The sequence below is a fragment of the Micromonospora sp. NPDC007230 genome (genome assembly GCF_042869115.1).
Lineage (GTDB): Bacteria > Actinomycetota > Actinomycetes > Mycobacteriales > Micromonosporaceae > Micromonospora.
The window spans coordinates 133,589-152,679 of record NZ_JBIAFE010000008.1 but is presented as its reverse complement, the minus strand read 5'-3'; the positions used below and the strand labels follow the sequence as shown (position 1 = coordinate 152,679).

Here is a 19,091-nt window from a genome sequence, read left to right as displayed (position 1 = left end):
GCAAATTCTATGATCATCAATCGCTTCGGCGACGTCGCGGCGCGGCACGGTGATCGTCCGGCCCTGCTCGGCGAGACCCACGAGGTCAGCTACGCCGAGCTGGCCGGCGCGGCCGGGGGCCACGCCGCCGCGCTCGCCGCCGCCGGCGTCCGACCCGGCGACCGGGTCGCCCTGCTCACCGCGCACGGGGCGCCGACCGTCGCCGCGCTCCTCGGCGCCCTCGCAGCCGGGTGCGCGTACGTGCCGCTGGACCCGGGGTTCCCGGTCGAGCGGCTGCGCCACATGCTCGCCGCCGCCGGGGTCGACGCGATCGCCTGCGCCGCCGAGCACCGGGAGCTGGCCAGCGGGCTCGCCGACGGCCGGACCGTGGTGCCGCTGGACGACGTGCCGCCCGCCCCGCTGCGACCGGTCCCGGTCGACCCGGACGCGCTCGCCTACGTGCTGTTCACCTCGGGCTCCACCGGGGTGCCCAAGGCGGTCGGGCAGACCCACCGCAACCTGGCGCACGTCGTCGACAACCAGATCGCCGCGCTGGCCATCGGCCCGACCGACCGGCTCAGCCTGCTCGCCTCGTTCAGCTTCGACGCCGCCATCCCGGACCTGTACCCGGCACTGCTCACCGGCGCCGCCGTGGTCCCGGTCGACCTGCGCCGGCAGGGCCTCGCGTACGCCGTCGAGCAGCTCGACCGGCACCGGGCGACCGTGCTGCACTGCACGCCCACGGTCTACCGATTCCTGCTCGACACCCTCGGCGACCAGCGGCTCGACGCGGTCCGGGTGGTCCTGCTCGGCGGCGAGCAGGCCACGTACGCCGACGCGGCCCGCGGCCGGGACCGGTTCGCGCCCGACTGCGAGCTGGTCAACGGCTACGGCGCCACCGAGATGACCTTCGTCGCCCGGTACGCGCTGCCGCTGTCCGAGGTGGACCCCGTCGCCACCGGTCCACTGCCGATCGGCGGCGCGTTCCCCGGCTACCAGGTGGATCTCGCCCCCGACACCGGCGAGATCGTGGTGCGCAGCCGGCACCTCGCCCCCGGTTACCTCAACCAGGACAGTGACCGCTTCACCGTGGACGCCGACGGGGTGCGCGGGTACCGGACCGGTGACCTCGGCCGGCGGCTACCCGGCGGCGAGCTGGTCTGCCTCGGCCGGCTCGACCGGCAGGTCAAGGTACGCGGGCACCGGGTCGAGCTGACCGAGATCGAGGCGGTGCTCGCCGCCCAGCCCGGCGTGGCCGGCGTACGGGCGATCGCCCGCGACGGCGAGCTGCTGGCGTACGCCCGTCCGGCCGACGGGACCCGGCCGGACGCGACGGCGCTGCGAGCCGCCCTCGCCGCGGCGCTGCCCCCGTACGCGCTGCCCCGCACGGTGGTGGTGCTCGACGAGTTCCCGCTGACCGTGACCGGCAAGGTGGACGAGCGGGCCCTGCCCGACCCGGCCCGCGAGGTGCCCGCCGACGCCGCCCCCACCACCGACACCGAGCAGGTCGTGCACGACATCTGGTGCGCGGTGCTCGGCCGGGACGCGGTCGCCCGGACCGACAGCTTCTTCGACGTGGGCGGGCAGTCCCTGCTCCTCGGCCAGGTGCAGCAGCGGCTGGCCGAGCACTTCGGGGTGCGGCTGCCGCTGCTGCGCCTGTTCGACCACCCCACGGTGGCCGCCCAGGCGGCGCTGCTCGACGCCCCGCCCGAGGCGGTGCGCGCGCCGGTGCTGCCCGTGCCGGCCGCGCCGGCCGCCGCGGCCCGCGAGTACACCGGCGACGAGATCGCCGTGGTCGGGCTCGCCGGCCGGTTCCCCGGCGCCCCCGACGTGGCCACCTTCTGGTGGAACCTGTGCACCGGCGTCGACTCCGTCCACGACCACACCGACGAGGAGTTGGCCGCGCTCGGCATCGGGCCGGGGCTGCGCAACGACCCGCGCCACGTGCGGGCGGTCGGCCGGCTCGACGGGGTGGCCGACTTCGACGCCGACTTCTTCTCGTTCGGCGCCGACGAGGCCGCCCGGACCGACCCGCAGCACCGCCTCTTCCTGGAGACCGCCTGGGAGGCGCTGGAGGACGCCGGGCACGATCCGGCGCGGTTCCCCGGCCTGATCGGCGTCTACTCGGCCGCCTCCGCCAACCGGTACTTCCTCTTCCACCTGCTCGACAACCCCGCGGTGGCCGGCGACGTGGACCCGGACGACTGGGAGGCCCGGCTGATCGGCCGGCAGTTCACCGACCACCTGCCCGGGCAGGTCGCGTACCGGCTCGGGCTGACCGGGCCCGCCCTCGCCGCGCAGAGCGCCTGCTCCAGCTCCCTGGTCGCGGTCTGCCTCGCCGCGCAGAGCCTCGCCGACTACCAGTGCGACATCGCCCTCGCCGGCGGCGTCACCGTCACCTGGCCCCGGCACCGGCACACCCCGGGCGGGCTGGCCTCGCCGGACGGCCGGTGCCGCGCCTTCGACGAGGGCGCCAACGGGTCCGGCTTCGGCTCCGGGGTGGGGATCGTCGCGCTGCGCCGGCTCGCCGACGCGCAGGCCGACGGCGACCGGATCTACGCCGTCCTGCCCGGCTGGGCGGTCACCAACGACGGCGCGCAGCGGGCCGGCTTCGCCGTCCCCGGCCCGGCCGGGCAGGCCGCCGCCGTCGCCAACGCGCTCGCCACCGCCGAGGTCGCCCCCGGCGAGGTCCGCTTCGTCGAGGGCCACGGCAGCGGCACGCCCCTCGGCGACGCCATCGAGGTCGCCGCGCTGCACGAGGTGTACGCCGGCGCCGCGCCCGCCGACTCCTGTGCGCTGGGCTCGGTGAAGACCAACATCGGCCACCTGGACGCCGCCGCCGGCATCGCCGGGCTGATCAAGGCGGTGCTCGCCGTGCGGCACGGCGTGATCCCGCCGAACCTGCACTTCACCCGCCCGCATCCGGAGATCGACCTGGCCGCCGGCCCGTTCTACGTGCCCACCAAGGCGCGGGACTGGCCGCAGGGCCCGCGCCGGGTGGCCGGGGTCAGCGCCTTCGGGCTCGGCGGCACCAACGCGCACGTGGTGGTGGAGCAGCCCCCGCCGGACGAGCCGCTCGACGCCCCGGGTGACGGCCCCTGGCTGCTGCCGGTGTCCGCGCGTACCCCGGCGGCGCTGCGGGCCGCGCTGACCCGGCTGCGGGCCCACCTGGCCGGCGCCGCCCCGGCGCTGCCCGAGGTCGCCGCCACCCTGGCGCTCGGCCGGCGGGCGTTCGCCCACCGGGCCGCCGTGGTCGCCGCCGACCTGCCGGGCGCGCTCGCCGCGCTGGACGTGCTGCTCGACACCGAGGCCCGGATCGCCGGCGACGGTGGCCCGCTGCGCGAGCTGGCGGCCGACTGGGTCGCCGGGCGGGACGTCGACTGGGACGCCCTGCATCCCGAGGGCACGGTCCGGCGTACCGGGCTGCCCACCTATCCGTTCCAGCGCCAGCGGTACTGGATCGACCCCGTGCAGAAAGGTCCGCGGTGAACTGGTTCGTCTCCGCCGGAAGCCGACCCCAGGCGCCGGTGCGGTTGTTCTGCCTGCCCTACGCCGGTGCCGGCGCCAGCGCGTTCCGGCGGTGGCAGGAGGGCATCGGCCCGGACGTCGAGGTGCTGCCGGTGCAACTGCCCGGCCGGGAGAACCGGATCAGCGAGGATCCGCGCTTCGACGTCGCCGACGTGGCCGCCGCCATCGCGTCCCGGGCCGACCGCCCGTACGCCATCTACGGCCACTCGATGGGCGGCCGGGTCGGCTTCGAGGTGGTCCGGGAGCTGCGCCGGTCCGGCGGGCCGCTGCCGCTGCGCCTGTACGTCGGTGGCGCCCGGGCCCCGCACGTCGACGCGCCCAGCCTCTTCGACGGGCTGTCCCGGGTGGACGACGAGGAGCTGCTGCGCCGCCTCGGCGAGGGCGGTGGCCTCCCCGCCGAACTGCTGGACCATCCCGAGCTGGTGGAGCTGCTGCTGCCGCTGCTGCGGGCCGACTTCGGCCGGGTGGACAGCTACCGGTACGTGCCCGGCGAGCCGCTGCCGGTGCCGATCGTCGCGTTCAGCGGCGCCCACGATCGGGCGGTCACCCGCGAGCACAGCACCGCCTGGGCGGAGCACACCGCCGCCGGGTTCACCCTCCGGGAGATCGACGGCGGGCACTTCTTCCTGCACGACCAGCTCCTCGACGTGCTGGCCGCGATCCGCGCCGACCTGGCCGGCGCGCTGACCGCCGAATCACCGGGCGGCGGCGCAGCCGGCGCCGCCCCGGGCGCGCACCGGGTGCCGCTGGGGGACACCGGCTGGTCGGTCTGGCGCGACGCCATCCTGCGTACCACCGGCTTCCCGGCCACCGGCCTCGACCTGTTCTCCGCCCCTCGGGCCGTCGCGGCGGCGGACGAGCTGCTCGCCACCGGGTCCGGCGAGGACCGCTACGACAAGGAGTTCGACGAGGCCGTCCGCGCCGCCGCCCACCGGCTCAGCGAACTGGCCGCCGACCCGCTGCTGCGCGAGGCGGTGACCTGGCAGAACCGGGGCGCGCTGGTGGCACTGGACGGGCTGGTCCGCGGTGGCGGCGACGCGTCCCGCAACGTGCGGCGCCGGGACCGGGAACGGGCGCTGCTCAAGTACTGGCAGCGCTACTGCGGCAAGAACGAGACGGTCGGCTTCTTCGGGCCCAGCTGCTGGGTCACCCTCGACCCGGCGCAGCCGGAGACCGTGCGGGTACGCCCCGGCGCGCAGCTCACCGGCCGCCGCTGGGTGTGGTTCGAGTCCTGGGCGCTGGCCGCGTACGCCGACCGGATCGGCGCGGACCTGTCGGTGCGCCGTTGGTGGCCCCCGATGCTGCTGCCGCACCTCGCCGTCCACGACCGGACCGTGCTGCGCCCCGGGCGCCCGCCGCTGCCGCTGTCCCCGGTGGAGGCCGCGCTGCTCGCCGCGGCCGACGGTCACCGGTCCGCCGCCGACCTGGTGGCCGACCCGGCCGTCGGGCTGCGCCGGCCCGAGGACGGGTACGCGCTGCTCGACCGCCTGGTGGAACGGGAGCTGATCACCTGGGACGCCGCCCTGCCGGTCAGCCCCGACGCGGAGCAGGTGCTCGCCGACCGGATCACGGCGATCGGCGAACCGGCCGCCCGCACGGCCGCCCAGGCCGGCTTCGACCGGCTGCGCGCGGCCCGGGACGCCGTCGCAGCCGCGGCCGGGGACCCGGACCGGCTGCGCGCCGCCCTCGACGCCCTCGACGCCACCTTCACCGAGCTGACCGGCGCCGCGGCCAACCGCCGGGCCGGGCAGATGTACGCCGGCCGGACGATCTGCTACGAGGACACCGCCCGCGACCTGGCCGTGGTGTTCGGCGCGCCGCTGCTGGCCGAGCTCGCCGCCCCGCTGGACGTGCTGCTGCGCGCCGCCCGCTGGATGGCCAACGCGCTGGCCGAGGCGTACGGGGAGGTGTTCCGGGGGCTCTACGAGGAGTTGCGCGCCGAGGCGGGCGACGGCCCGGTCGCCCTGGCCGACCTGTGGTTCCTGGCCCAGGGGATGTTCTGGGGTGGTGGGGAGCGGCCGGTGGACGACGTCGCCGCCGACTTCGCCGCCCGCTGGGCCGGGCTGTTCGGGCTGGACACGCTGCCCGCCGGCACCACCGACGTGCGGCTGCGGGTGGCCGACCTGGCCGACCGGGTCGACGAGGTCTTCCCCGGCATCCGGCCGGACTGGTCCAACGCCGTGATGCACAGCCCCGACCTGCAGATCTGCGCCACCGACGCGGAGGCGCTGCGCCGGGGCGAGTACACCGTCGTCCTCGGTGAGCTGCACGCCGCCTGGTCGTCGTTCGACTGCGCGGTCTTCACCCCGTCCCACCCGGACGTCGAGCGGCTGCGCGCGGCGCTGGCCGAGGACCTGGGCCAGCGGCGGATCCGGCTGCTCTTCCCGACCGACTGGCCACGCCGGACCAGCCGCACCTCGGAGTCGCTGACCGGCCCGACCGACCGGCACCTCGCCTTCCAGGCCGCCCCGGGCGGCGAGCCGGGCCGGGTGCTGCCCACCGTGGACCTCGCCGTCACCGACGTCGACGGGCAGCTCGTCGCCACCGCCTCCGACGGGCAGCGCTGGGCGCTCACCGAGATCTTCGCCGAGCTGCTCAGCGCGCACGCGGTGGACGGGTTCAAGCTGGTCGCCGCCGCCCCGTACACGCCCCGGATCACCCTCGACAACATGGTGGTGGCGCGGCAGACCTGGCGGACCACGGTGCAGGAGAGCGGCCTGGCCACCGCGACCGGCGAGCGGCAGCGGTTCCTCGCCGTCCGGGACTGGCGCCGCCGGCTCGGCCTGCCCGAGCAGGTGTACGTCAAGCTCGGCACCGAGACAAAGCCGTGCTTCGTGGACCTGGGCAGCCCCGCCTTCGCGAACATGTTCTGCGCCATGGTCCGGGCCGCCCGGGTCGACGGCGGCGACGGCGTGTCGCTGGTGGTCAGCGAGATGCTGCCCACGCCGGACCAGGCCTGGGTGCCCGACGCGGCCGGCCACCGCTACTTCAGCGAGCTGCGACTGCACATCGTGGACACGCCCGGGGAGGACGCGTGAGCCACCTGCTGCCGCTCGGGCAGACCGGCTGGTCGGTCTGGCGGGACGTGGTGCTGCGCACCGCCGGCTTCCCCGCGGACGGGCTCGACCGGTTCGCCGCCCCCGAGGCGGCCGCCGCCGCCGACGCGCTGCTCGCCGGCACGAGCAGCCCGGAGGTGTTCGACAAGACGCTGCGCGAGGCGTTCCACGGATCCTCCGCGGTGGCCTCCGAGCTGGCCGCCGACCCGCTGCTGCGCGAGGCGGTCACCTGGCAGAACCCGGACATGCTGGTCGCGCTCGACGGGCTGCTGCGGACCGACCCGGCGGTGCGCAACAAGCCCCGCCGCAAGCGGGAGATCGCCCTCCTGCGCTACTGGCAGCGGTACTGCGGCAAGGCGGAGACCATCGGGTTCTTCGGGCCGGTCTGCTGGGGGACCGTCGACCCCGCGGAGCCCACGGTCCGGTTGTCGCCCGGCCCGGCGCTGGTCGACCGCCGGACGGTGGTTTTCGAGGCGTGGGCGCTGATCGCGTACGCCGACCGGCTCGCCGACGATTTGGCGGTGCGCCGGTGGTGGGCCCCGGCGCTGCAACCCCACCTGAGCGTCGAGGGGCGCCAGCTGCGCTGGCCGCTGCACCCGCCGATCGCGCTGACCCCGACCGAGGCCCGGCTGCTCGCCGCCTGCGACGGCCGCACCCCCGCGGTCGAGCTGGCCGAGCGGATGCGCGCCGCCGGCGAGGTGCACGGCGCGGACGACGTCTACCTGCTGCTCGACCGGTGGGTCGACCGCGGCCGGCTCAGCTGGGGCGCGAACCTGCCGGTCAGCCCGGACGCGGAGCGGGTGCTCGCCGAGCGGATCGAGGTCATCGGCGACGACCGGGTGCGGGCCGAGGTGAGGGCGGGCTTCGACCGGCTCCGCGCGGCCCGGGACGAGGTGTCGGCCTCCGCCGGCGTCCCGGACCGGCTCGGTGCCGCCCTGACCGCGCTGAACACCGAGTTCACCGCCGTCACCGGCCGACCCGCCACCCGGCACAGCGGCCAGATGTACGCCGGCCGCACCGTCTGCTACGAGGAGACCGCCCGGGACCTGGAGTTCAGCATCGGCGCCGACGTCCTGGACACGCTGGCCGCCCCGCTCGCCGTGGTGCTCCAGACGGCCCGGTGGTTCACCGTGGAGGTCGCCGCCCGGTGCGCCGAGCTCTTCGTCGAGCTGCACGACGAGTTGGCCGCCGACGGCCCGGTGCGGCTGGCCGACCTCTGGCTGCTGGCCCAGGGCACGCTGATCGCCCCGGACGGCCCGATCGGGCGGGCCGGCGCGGCGTTCACCGAGCGGTGGACGCAGCTGTTCGGCCTGCGCGACCTGCCCGCCGACCAGGTGGAGCTGCGGCTGCGCGCCGACGACCTGGCCGAGCGGGTCCGGCAGCTGTTTCCCGCGACGCGGCCCGGCTGGCCGTCGGCCCGATTGCACAACCCGGACGTCCAGCTCAGCGCGGCCTCCCTCGAGGCGGTTGCTCGGGGCGACTTCCTGCTCGTCCTCGGCGAGCTGCACCCGGCCCACATCGCCTACGACAGCGCCGTCTTCAGCCTGTTCCACCCCGACCCGGCGGCGCTGCGGGCCGCCCTCGACGCCGACCTCGGCCCGGCCCGGCTGCGGGTGCTCTGGCCGGAGAGCTTCCCCCGGCGGACCACCCGCACCACGTACGCGCTGACCGGCCCCGGGGACCGCGAACTCGGCATCGACACGGCGCACGGCGCCGACGTCGACCGGCTGGTGCCGGCCACTGCGGTCACCGTGGAGCGCGCCGGCGACCAGTTCACCGCGGTCTTCCCCGACGGCACCCGCTGGCCGCTCATGGAGGTCTTCGCCAGCCTGCTCGACTCGTTGCTGCTGGACGCCTTCAAGCTGCTCGACCCGGCGCCGCACACGCCCCGGATCACCATCGACCGGCTGGTGGTGGCCCGGCGTACCTGGCGCACCACGGCGGGCGCCTGCGGGCTGGCCGGGCACGCCGACGAGGGCGCCCGCTACCTCGCGGTACGCCGGTGGCGGGCGGCCACCGGCCTGCCCGAGCGGGTGTTCGTCAAGGTCGGCACCGAGATCAAGCCCTGCTACGTCGACCTGACCGGCCCGCTGTACGCGCAGTCGCTGTGCGCCATGGTGGACGCCGCTTACCGGATCAGCCCGGACGTGCCCGTGGTGGTCAGCGAGCTGCTGCCCGCCCCGGCCCAGTCCTGGGTGACCGACGCGCAGGGGCGCGGCCACGTCAGCGAACTGCGCCTGCAGATCACCGATCCAGCCACGGGAGACCACCGGTGACCGACATCCTGACCGCCAGCGCCGCGTACGGCGAGGCCCTGCCCTGGCCGGACGCGACCCTCGCCGACCTGATCACCGCGCAGGCGGCCCGCACCCCCGACGCGGTGGCCGTCCGCCAGTGGGACGAGCGGCTCACCTACGCCGAACTCGTCGGCCGGGCCGCCGGGCTGGCCGCCGCGCTGCGCGAGCGGGGCGTCGGCCGGGGCGACCGGGTCGGCGTCTGCGGCACCCGCACCCCCGACCTGGTGGTCACCGTGCTCGGGGTGCTCCTGGCCGGCGGCTGCTACGTGCCCCTGGAGCCGGGCGGCCCGCGCGAGCGGCTGCGCGAGATCGCCCGCGACGCCGGCGTCCGGGTGGTGGCCGGCGACGCCGCGGCCACCGAGTTCGGCGACGAGCCGGGCGTGGAGACGGTCGGGCTGCCCGGCCCCGCCCCGCTCGCGCCCTGCCCCGCGCGCCCGGGCGACCCGGCGTACGTGCTGTTCACCTCCGGGTCGACCGGCCGGCCCAAGGGGGTGCTCACCACCCACCGCAACGTGGTCGAGTTCGTCACCGGGGTCACCGCCCTGACCGGCGCCGACGCCGGCGTACGCAGCCTCGGCATCGCCTCGCTCGGCTTCGACGCGGCCACCATGGACCTGTTCGTGCCGCTGCTGCTCGGCGGCGCGGTGCAGCTGCTCGGCGCCGACGACCGGACCGATCCGGTCCGGCTGGCCCGGTTCCTCGCCGCGCACGAGGTGACCTGGGGATTCATCACCCCGACCGTGCTCGCCCTGCTCGACCCGGCGGACGTGCCGTCCTGGCGGGTGGTGCTCTGCGGCGGCGAGGCGGTCCCCGCCGAGCTGGTCGCCCGCTGGGCTCCCGGCCGGCGGTTCCTCAACGGCTACGGCCCCACCGAGACCACCGTGCTGGCGGTCAGCGGCGACCTCACCGCCGCCGACGCCGACCCGGTGCCGATCGGCCTTCCGCTGCCCAACCACCGGGCGTACGTGGTGGACGCCGAGCTGCGCCCCGTGCCGCCGGGGGAGACCGGCGAGCTGCTGATCGGCGGGCCCGGCCTGGCCGACGGCTATCTCAACCGGCCCGGACTCACCGCCGAGCGGTTCGTCCCCGACCCGTTCGGCGACCGGCCCGGCGAGCGGCTCTACCGCACCGGCGACCTGGTCCGCCAGGCGCCCGACGGCCGGATCGTCTACCTGGGCCGGGCCGACCGGCAGGTCAAGGTCCGCGGCCAGCGCATCGAGCTGGGCGAGGTCGAGGCGGTGCTGGCCGGGCACCCCGGCGTCGACCGGGTCGCCGTGGAGGCGGTGCCCGGACCGGCCGGCACCGAGCTGGTCGCGTTCCTCACCCCCGCCGACGCCCCCGACGACGACGCGCTGCGGGCGTACGCCGGACCCCGGCTGACCACCGCGATGCTGCCGGCCCGGACGGTGCGGCTGGCCGCACTGCCGGTCAGCCCGACCACCGGCAAGCTGGACCGGCCGGCGCTGCGCGCCCTGGCCCGGTCCGCGGACACCCCGGTGGCCGAGGTCGCCGGCGGCGACCCTGTCGAGGCCACCCTCCGGCGGCTCTGGGCCCGGCTGCTCGGCGCGGCCCCGGACCCGGACAGCGACTTCCTCGCCGCCGGCGGCAACTCGATCGCCGCGATGCGGCTGGTCGCCGCGCTCCGCGCCGAACTGGGCCGGCAGGTCGACACCCGGGACCTGTTCACCGGCCGCACCTTCGCCGCGCTGGTGGACCGGGTCCGGGCCGCCGCCCCCGCCGGCAGTGACGAGCTCACCACCGGCAACCCGCCCACGCTCTCCCCACCCCAGCGGCGGCTGTGGTTCATGGACCAGCTCGCCCCGTCCAGCGCGCCCTACAACATCGCCGTCGCGCACCGGCTGCGTGGGCCGCTGGACACCGCCGCCCTCGGCGCGGCGCTGCGCGACGTGGTGCAGCGCCACGACGTGCTGCGCTGGCGCATCCCGCAGACCGGCGGCGTGCCGTACGCGGTGTGCGAGGAACCGACCGACGTGGCCGTGCCGGTGGTGGACCTGACCGGTGCCGGCGACGCCGAGGCGGAGCTGGCCACCCTGCTGGCCGCCGGGGCCGGGCACGCGTTCGACCTGGCCACCGGGCCACCCTGGCAGCTGACCGTCTACCGGGTCGGCGCCGACGAGCACGTCCTCGCCATGACCATGCACCACGCGGTCTTCGACGGCTGGTCCGAGGCGCTGCTCTACGACGACCTCGCCACCGCGTACGCCCGCGCGATCGCCGGCGCGCCGCCGGCCCTGCCCGCGCTGCCCGCCACCTACGCCGACTACGCGGTCTGGCGGGCCGACCGGGACCGCCGCCGGGGCGCCACCGACCTGGCCTGGTGGACCGAGCACCTGGCCGGCGCGCCGACCCTGCTCGACCTGCCCCGCGACCGGCCCCGCCCGGCGGTGCAGACGTACGCCGGCGCGGAGGCGGCGGTGGTGCTCGCCGCGGACGCCGACCGGGCGGTCCGCGAGCTGGCCGCCCGGCGCGGCACCACGGTCGCCGCGGTGCTGCTGGCCGGCTTCGGCGAGCTGCTGCGCCGGCTCACCGGGGCCGACGACCACGTGCTCGGCGCGATCGTCGCCGACCGGCGGCTGGCCGCGTTCGACGACGTCATCGGCTTCTTCATCGACACCGTGCCGGTCCGGGTGCGCAGCGGCGGCGCCAGCTTCGCCGAGCTGGTGGACCGCTGCGCCGCCGAACTGCACGAGGTCACCACGCACCCGGGCGCCCCGCTGGAGCGGATCGTCGAGGCGCTCGGCGTCGGCCGGGACACCTCCCGCGCCCCGCTGGTGCAGGTGCTGTTCAACGTGCTCAACTTCGTGCCGCCCCGCCTCGCCCTCGCCGGCCTGACCGTCGAGCCGGTGCCGGTGCCGAAGCCCGGCTCGCCCTTCGACATCACCGTCTACGTGGTCGAACGGGCCGGCCGGGCCGGGGTCGAGGTGGTGCACAACCCGGACCTGTTCGAGGCGGACCGGATCGAGGGACTCCTGGCCGACCTGGCCGCCCTGGTCGGCGCCCTGGCCGCCGACCCGGACGCGCCGGCCGACCGGGTCGCCGCCGAGCTGCCGCGGCCGGCGGTCCGGGTGCCGGCCCTCGGCGCGATGACCGTCGCCGCCGCCGAACCGGCGCGGGCCACGCTGCCCGTCGGGCCCGACGAGCTCACCGAAACCGAGGAGCTGATCGCCGGCATCTGGCGGGAGGTGCTCGGCAAGGACCGGGTCGGGGTCGGTGAGAACTTCTTCGACATCGGCGGCCACTCGATGGCCCTCGCCGCGGTGCACGCCCGGCTCACCGCGGCCACCGGCCGCTCCATCACCATGCTCGACCTGTTCCGCCACCCGACCGTACGGGCCCTCGCCGCCAGCCTCGACGGCACCGCCGACCGGCCGGAACTGGCCCGCGCCGCGCTGCGCGCCGCCGCCCGCCGCGGCCGGGCCCGCCGTACCCCGCCCCGACGACCACACCAGTGACGCCGCAACCCTCCCCGCCGGCCACCCCGGCACCCGCGTGACCAAAGGACGACCCCGATGAACAACGACATCGCCACCGAGCACCCCACCGACGACGGCATCGAACCGATCGCCATCGTCGGGCTCGCCGCCCGCCTGCCCGGCGCCGCCGACCTCGCGGAGTTCTGGCGCAACCTGGTCGACGGCGTGGAGTCGGTCACCGAGCTGACCCGTGAGGAGCAGCTCGCCCGGGGCGCCTCCGCCGAGGAGGTCGACGACCCGGGCTGGGTGAACCGGGCCCCGCTGGTCGACGGCTACGACGAGTTCGACGCCGGCCTGTTCGGGATGACCGCCCGCGAGGCCGAGATCACCGACCCGCAGCACCGGCTGTTCCTGGAGAGCTGCTACACCGCGCTGCAGGACGCCGGCTACGACCCGGCCCGCTACGACGGCGCGGTCGGCGTGTACGCGGGCACCGGCGGCAACACCTACCTGCACAAGTTCGTGCTGCGTAACAAGCGGGTCGGCGGCAGCCCGCACGGCGCGGTCTCCCTCGCCACCGGCAACTCCCCGAACTACGTGGCCACCAACGTGTCGTACCGGCTGGACCTGCGCGGGCCGAGCCTGACCGTGCACACCGCCTGCTCCACCTCGCTGGTCGCGTTCCACCTGGCCTGCGAGGCGCTGCGCAACGGCGAGTGCGACATGGCGCTCGCCGGCGGCGTCAACATCGAGCTGCCGCACGTCGGCTACCTGGGCATGGACGGCTTCACCTCCCCGGACGGCCGGTGCCGCCCGTTCGACGCCGGCGCCAACGGCACGGTGTGGGGCAGCGGCGTCGGGGTGACCCTGCTCAAGCGCCTCTCCGACGCCATCGCCGACGGCGACACGATCCGCGCGGTGGTGCTCGGCAACGCGATCAACAACGACGGCGCCGGCAAGGTGGGCTTCACCGCCCCCAGCATCGACGGCCAGATGGAGGCGGTGGCCCAGGCGGTCGGCCTGGCCGGCATCGACCCGCGCACCATCGGCTACGTGGAGGCGCACGGCACCGGCACGGCGCTGGGCGACCCGATCGAGATCTCCGCCCTGTCCGCGGTTTACGCAAAGGACACCGATGACCGGGGCTGGTGCGGCATCGGCTCGGTGAAGTCCAACATCGGCCACCTCAGCCAGCCCTCCGGCATCGTCAGCGTGATCAAGACGGTGCTCGCCATGGAGCACGGCCTGATCCCGCCGACCATCAACTACGAGACCCCGAACCCGGCGATCGACTTCGCCGACACCCCGTTCTACGTGGCGAACACGCTGACCAAGTGGGACACCGACGGGGCGCCGCGCCGGGCCGGGGTGAGCTCCTTCGGCATCGGCGGCACCAACGCGCACGTGGTGCTGGAGGAGGCGCCGGCCGCGTACCGGGCCGAGCGGCGGGTCCGCCCGGCGCACCTGCTCCAGGTGTCGGCGAAGACCCCGACCGCGCTGGACACCGCGGTGCGCCGGCTCGCCGACCACCTCGAGAACGGCGGCGGCACCGAGCCGCTCGGCGGCGCCGGCGGCGGCGCCGGGCTGCTCGCCGACGTCGCCCACACCCTGCGGGTCGGCCGCCAGGAGTACGCGCACCGCGCCGCCGTCGTCGCCGGCGACCCCCAGACGGCGGCCGCTGCCCTGCGCGATGCCCGCAAGGGGCACCGCGGCGTCACCGACGGCCCCGCCCCGCGGGTGGCCTTCCTCTTCTCCGGGCAGGGCTCCCAGTACGCCGGCATGGGCGCCCAGCTCTACGCCGAGGACCCGGCGTTCGCGGCCACCGTGGACGAGTGCGCCGAGCTGCTCCGCCCCGAGCTGGGCCTGGACATCCGCGACCTGATCCTCGACCGGGACCCGGCGGCGGGGGAGAAGCTCACCGAGACCCGCTACACCCAGCCGGCCCTGTTCACCGTCGAGTACGCCCTCGCCACCGCCTGGCAGCGGGCCGGGGTGACCCCGGCCGCGATGATCGGCCACTCGATCGGCGAGTACGTCGCCGCCACCATGGCCGGCGTGCTCAGCCTGCCGGACGCGCTGCGGGTGGTGGCCGCCCGGGGCCGGCTGATGCACTCGCTGCCGGCCGGTTCGATGCTGGCCGTGGCGCTGGACGAGTCGGCGGTCGCCGACCGGCTGCCCGAGGCGCTCGCCATCGCCACCGTCAACGGTCCGGGCACCTGCGTGGTGGCCGGCGAGACGGCGGCCGTCGAGGAGTTCGCCGCCACCCTCAAGGGCAAGAGCAAGGTGCTGCGCACCTCGCACGCGTTCCACTCCCCGATGATGGAACCGATCCTTGACGAGTTCACCGCGCTGATGGCCACCGTGCCGCTGCGGCCGCCGGCCGTGCCGTTCCTGTCCAACGTGACCGGCACCTGGATCACCGAGGCGCAGGCCACCGACCCGGCGTACTGGGCGGCGCACCTGCGCCAGCCGGTCCGCTTCGGCGCCTGCGTGGCCACCCTGCTCGCCGAGGGCACCTGGGCGCTGCTCGAGTGCGGCCCCGGCAAGCAGTTGGCCAACCTGGCCCGGATGCAGGTCGCCAAGGCCGGCGAGGCGCAGCGGAAGCTCACCCCGCTGGGCAGCCTGCCCGGCCCGGGCGAGTCCACCGGCGACCTGGCCACCCTGCTCGGCAGCGCCGGCGCGCTCTGGTGCGCGGGCGTACCGGTGCGGCTGGCCGTCGACCCGGACGCGCGGCGGGTGCCGCTGCCCACGTACCCGTTCGAGCGCCGCCGCTACTGGGTCGACCCGGACCCGGCGGAGCAGGTGGCGGCGGCGCCGGTGGAGACCGGCCCCCGGCCGCTGCCGGAGTGGTTCGCGGTGCCGGTGTGGCGGCAGGCCGCCCCGGCCCGGGCCACCAGCCCGCTGGGCCGGTGCCTGGTGCTGGCCGACGGCCCGCGCGGCGAGGCGCTGGTCGCCGCGCTGCGCGCCGCCGGCGACGACCCGGTCGAGGTACGCGCCGGCGACGCCTTCGCCGCCACGGCCACCGGTTTCCGGCTGCGCCCCGGCGTCCGCGAGGACCACGACGCCCTGGTCGCCGCGCTCGGCGCGGACCTGCCGCAGCGCGTCGTGCACGCGTTCGCCCTGGACGGGGAGCCGGCCGGGACGGACCTCGAGGCCGCCTGGGCCGCCCAGGACCGGGGTTTCTTCAGCGCGCTGCACCTGGTGCAGGCGCTCGCCGGCGCCGGGCTGACCGGTGACGAGCCGGGCCGCACCCTCGACCTGGTCACCGCCGGCACCGCCGACGTGCGCGGCGACGACCTGGTCCGGCCGGAGCACGCCACCCTGGCCGGCCTGGCCCGGGTGCTGCCGGTGGAACTGCCCGGCCTCACCGTCCGCCTGGTCGACGCGGACGCCGCCGCGCGGGGTGCCAGCGCTCTGGTCGCCGAGCTGCGCAGCCCGGTCGACCCGGAGCACCCGGAGGTGGCGCTGCGCCGCGACCGGCGCTGGGTGACCGGGTACGAGCAGGTCACCGTGGACGCCGAGGGCGAGCCGGGCACGCTGCGCGAGGAGGGCCGCTACCTGATCACCGGCGGTCTCGGCGGCATCGGCATCACCCTGGCCGAGGACTTCGCCCGCCGGGTACGCGCCAAGCTGGTGCTGCTGGCCCGCTCCGGCCTGCCCGAGCGGGAGGACTGGGACGAGCACCTGGCCGTGCACGGTGGCGCCGACCGGGCCGGCCGGGCCATCGCGGCGATCCGCCGGATGGAGGCGGCCGGGGCCGAGGTACTGGTGCTCGCGGCCGACGTCACCGACCCCACCGACCTGCGCCGGGTACGCGAGGCCGCCGAGAGCCGCTTCGGCGGGCTGGACGGCATCGTGCACGCGGCCGGCCTGCCCGGCGGCGGCATGGCAGAGATCAAGGAGCGGGCCGAGGCGGAGCGGGTGCTCGCGCCGAAGCTGGCCGGCACCCTCGCCCTCGCCCAGGTCTTCGGCGACCTGCCGCTGGACTTCGTGGCGCTGTGCTCCTCGATCACCGCGGTGATCGGCGGTTTCGGCCAGGTCGACTACTGCGCGGCGAACAACTTCCTGGACGCGTTCGCGCGGGCCGGCGTCGGCTTCCGTGCGCCGGTGGTGGCGCAGAACTGGGGCGGCTGGGCCGAGGTCGGCATGGCCGTGGAGACCAACGCGCCGGCCGCGTTCCGGGCCGCCGGCCGGGACACCGTCACCAGCCCGGTCGACCACCCGGTGCTGACCACGAAGGTGGCCGGCCCGGACGGCACCGTGCTGCACGGCCTGGTCTCCGCCAGCACCCACTGGCTGCTCGACGAGCACCGGATCGGCGGGGTGCCGGTGGTGCCGGGCACCGCCCACCTGGAGTCGGTGCGCGCCGCGGTGACCGCCGCGCTGCCCGCCCCCGGCCCGCAGGCCGCGGTGGAGCTGCGCGACGTGGTCTTCCTGGAGCCGTTCTCGGTGCCGGACGGCACGGTCGCCCAATACCGGGTGGAGCTGACCCCCACCGAGGAGGGGGTGGACTTCACCGTCGCCAGCCTGGCCGCCGGCCAGCTGCGTACCCACGTCCGGGGCGCGGCCGGCTGGACCGCGGAACCCGCCCCGCCGGCGGGTACGCCCACCGTCGCCGGCCGGCGGGTCGACGACGACGCGTCGTTCGGCCGGGGGCGGACCAGCATGCTCACCTTCGGGCCACGCTGGGCCGCGCTCGCCGAGCACCACCTGGCCGACCGGGAGGAGCTGGCCCGGATCGAGGCCCCCGCCGCGGCGCTGGCCGACCTGCCCTCGTGGGGGCTGCACCCGTCCCTGCTGGACGTGGCCACCGCGTTCGGCCGGGGCCAGGGCTCCGGCACCTACCTGCCGCTGTCCTACGGCCGGATCGTGGTGCGCGGGGCGCTGCCGGCGTCCTTCCTCAGCCACCTGCGGCACCGGGACAGCGCCACCGACGAGGTGGTGGCCGCCGACCTGTCCCTGCTGGACACCGACGGCCGGGAACTCGTCGCGATCAGCGACTTCGTGCTGCGGCGGGTGGACCAGGGCGCGGTCACCGGAGGCCTCACCGAGACCCCGGCCGCCGCGGCCGACGCCGCCGCGGCTCCGGTGACCGAGGACATCCGGCCGGTGGACGGGGCGGAGGCGTTCCGTCGCAGCCTCACCGCCGGACTCGGCGCGCAGGTGGTGATCGCCACCCGCACCGTCGCGGACATCCGCCGGCGGGCCGCCCGGGTGACCACCGACAGCCTGGAAACGGAGACCGACCCGGCGGTCTCCGCGCCGACCGCCACCGGCGGCGGCTCGGCCGCGCCCTCGACCGACCTGGAGAAGGTGATCGCCCAGGTCTGGCGGGACGGCCTCGGCGTGACCGAGGTCGGCGTGGACGACGACTTCTTCTCCCTCGGCGGCAACTCGCTGGTCGCGGTGCAGCTCATCGCCGCGATGCGCAAGGCCACCGGGGTACGGCTGCCGATGCGCAGCCTCTTCGAGACCCCCACGGTGGCCGGGCTGGCCGCCCGGATCGAGGAACTGCGCGCCAGCCAGCCCGCCGACGAGCCGGCCGCGCCGGCGACCATCCCGGCCATCCCGCGACTGCCCCGCGCCTGACCACGACGAACAGGAGACACCGCACCATGAGCGACACGATCACCACACTCCCGGTGGTCATCGAGAACGACGGCCGCGCCCTGACCGACCTGATCGACGCCCGGCGCGCCGAGCTGCGCGCCGCCCTCGTCGAACACGGCGGGCTGCTCTTCCGCGGCTTCGACGTCGGCGGGGTGGACGGCTTCGACGGGGTGGTCCGCGCCCTTTCCGGCGAGCCGCTGACCTACACGGAGCGCTCGTCGCCCCGGCACTCCATCAAGGGCCGGGTCTACACCTCGACCGACTACCCACCGGACGAGGAGATCTTCCTGCACAACGAGAACTCGTACCAGGCGCGCTGGCCGCTGACCCTGTTCTTCTACTGCATCACCGCGCCGCAGACGCAGGGCGCCACCCCGCTCGCCGACGTGCGCCGGGTCTACCAGGAGATCGACCCGGCGGTGCGTGAGGAGTTCATCCGGCGGCGCTGGATGCTGGTGCGTAACTTCCACGGCGACTTCGGCACCCGCTGGCAGGAGGTGTTCAACACCGAGAACCGGGCCGAGGTCGAGGCGTACGCGGTGGCGAACGGGATCACCGTGGAGTGGGTCGGCAAGGACGGCCTGCGCACCCGGGCGGTCCGGAACGTGGTGCACCACCGGCCCGGCTCGGACACCCCGCGCTGGTTCAACCACGCCACGTTCTTCCACCTCAGCACCCTCCCGAAGGACTACCAGGAGGGCCTGCTGGCCATGTTCGGCGCCGACGGCCTGCCGTCGAACACCTACTACGGCGACGGCGGCGAGATCCCCGCCGACGTCATGGACCACCTGCGCGCCGCCTACCGGGCGGCCACCGTCCGCTTCGACTACCAGCGCGACGACGTGCTGGTGGTGGACAACATGACCGCCGCCCACGGCCGGGAGCCGTTCACCGGCCCCCGCAAGATCGCCGTCGCGATGGCCGAGCCGCACACCCCCGACACCCCTGGAGCGAACTGACATGGCCGAACCCCGATTCCTGGTCGTGCGCAACGACGAGGAGCAGTACTCGATCTGGTCGGCCGACCGGGACCTCCCCGCGGGCTGGCACGACGCCGGCTTCGCCGGCACCCGCGAGGAGTGCCTGGCCCACGTGGACACCGTCTGGACCGACATGCGCCCCCGCTCGGTACGCGAGGCCCACCAGTGAGCGCGAGGAGTGCAGCGGAGCGGAGCCCCGCAGTCGCG

7 protein-coding genes are annotated in these 19,091 nt (G+C 76.1%); all 7 read left to right on the top strand.

The genetic code is table 11. From position 1 onward, the window contains the following. Nucleotides 1-9 precede the first annotated feature (9 nt). From ACFYML_RS13975 to ACFYML_RS13945, 7 genes are read left to right on the top strand one after another with little or no spacing between them, the layout of a single operon-like run. Nucleotides 10-3,468 carry an AMP-binding protein gene (locus tag ACFYML_RS13975; RefSeq protein WP_387420948.1) on the top strand — a complete coding sequence of 1,153 codons (3,459 nt, stop codon included), beginning with the start codon at nucleotides 10-12 and terminating at the stop codon, nucleotides 3,466-3,468. Continuing rightward, the gene (locus tag ACFYML_RS13970) at nucleotides 3,465-6,545 is read left to right on the top strand and encodes a thioesterase domain-containing protein (RefSeq protein ID WP_387420947.1); all 3,081 of its coding nucleotides are present in this window, start codon (nucleotides 3,465-3,467) and stop codon (nucleotides 6,543-6,545) included. The genes ACFYML_RS13975 and ACFYML_RS13970 overlap by 4 nt, the downstream gene beginning before the upstream one ends. After that, nucleotides 6,542-8,839 (top strand): lantibiotic dehydratase, encoded by a 2,298-nt coding sequence (locus ACFYML_RS13965; RefSeq protein WP_387420946.1) that lies wholly within the window; start codon nucleotides 6,542-6,544, stop codon nucleotides 8,837-8,839. Before ACFYML_RS13970 ends, ACFYML_RS13965 begins: the two co-directional genes overlap by 4 nt. Beyond that, on the top strand, nucleotides 8,836-12,333 hold the full coding sequence (locus ACFYML_RS13960) for an amino acid adenylation domain-containing protein (RefSeq protein ID WP_387420945.1): 3,498 nt from the start codon (nucleotides 8,836-8,838) through the stop codon (nucleotides 12,331-12,333). Before ACFYML_RS13965 ends, ACFYML_RS13960 begins: the two co-directional genes overlap by 4 nt. A 57-nt stretch (nucleotides 12,334-12,390) precedes the next feature. Beyond that, nucleotides 12,391-17,883 (top strand): SDR family NAD(P)-dependent oxidoreductase, encoded by a 5,493-nt coding sequence (locus ACFYML_RS13955; protein ID WP_387420944.1) that lies wholly within the window; start codon nucleotides 12,391-12,393, stop codon nucleotides 17,881-17,883. Nucleotides 17,884-17,909: 26 nt separating this feature from the next. Beyond that, nucleotides 17,910-18,863 carry a TauD/TfdA family dioxygenase gene (locus ACFYML_RS13950; protein ID WP_387420943.1) on the top strand — a complete coding sequence of 318 codons (954 nt, stop codon included), beginning with the start codon at nucleotides 17,910-17,912 and terminating at the stop codon, nucleotides 18,861-18,863. A gap of 1 nt (nucleotide 18,864) precedes the next feature. Then, nucleotides 18,865-19,053, top strand: a complete 189-nt coding sequence (locus tag ACFYML_RS13945; protein WP_387281353.1) for an MbtH family protein — start codon at nucleotides 18,865-18,867, stop codon at nucleotides 19,051-19,053. The last annotated feature ends 38 nt before the right edge of the window (nucleotides 19,054-19,091 follow it).

Coding starts and splice junctions, on each gene's coding strand:
- ACFYML_RS13975 (WP_387420948.1), top strand. CDS start 10: ATGATCATCAATCGCTTCGGCGACGTCGCGGCGCGGCACGGTGATCGT.
- ACFYML_RS13955 (WP_387420944.1), top strand. CDS start 12,391: ATGAACAACGACATCGCCACCGAGCACCCCACCGACGACGGCATCGAA.
- ACFYML_RS13945 (WP_387281353.1), top strand. CDS start 18,865: ATGGCCGAACCCCGATTCCTGGTCGTGCGCAACGACGAGGAGCAGTAC.
- ACFYML_RS13950 (WP_387420943.1), top strand. CDS start 17,910: ATGAGCGACACGATCACCACACTCCCGGTGGTCATCGAGAACGACGGC.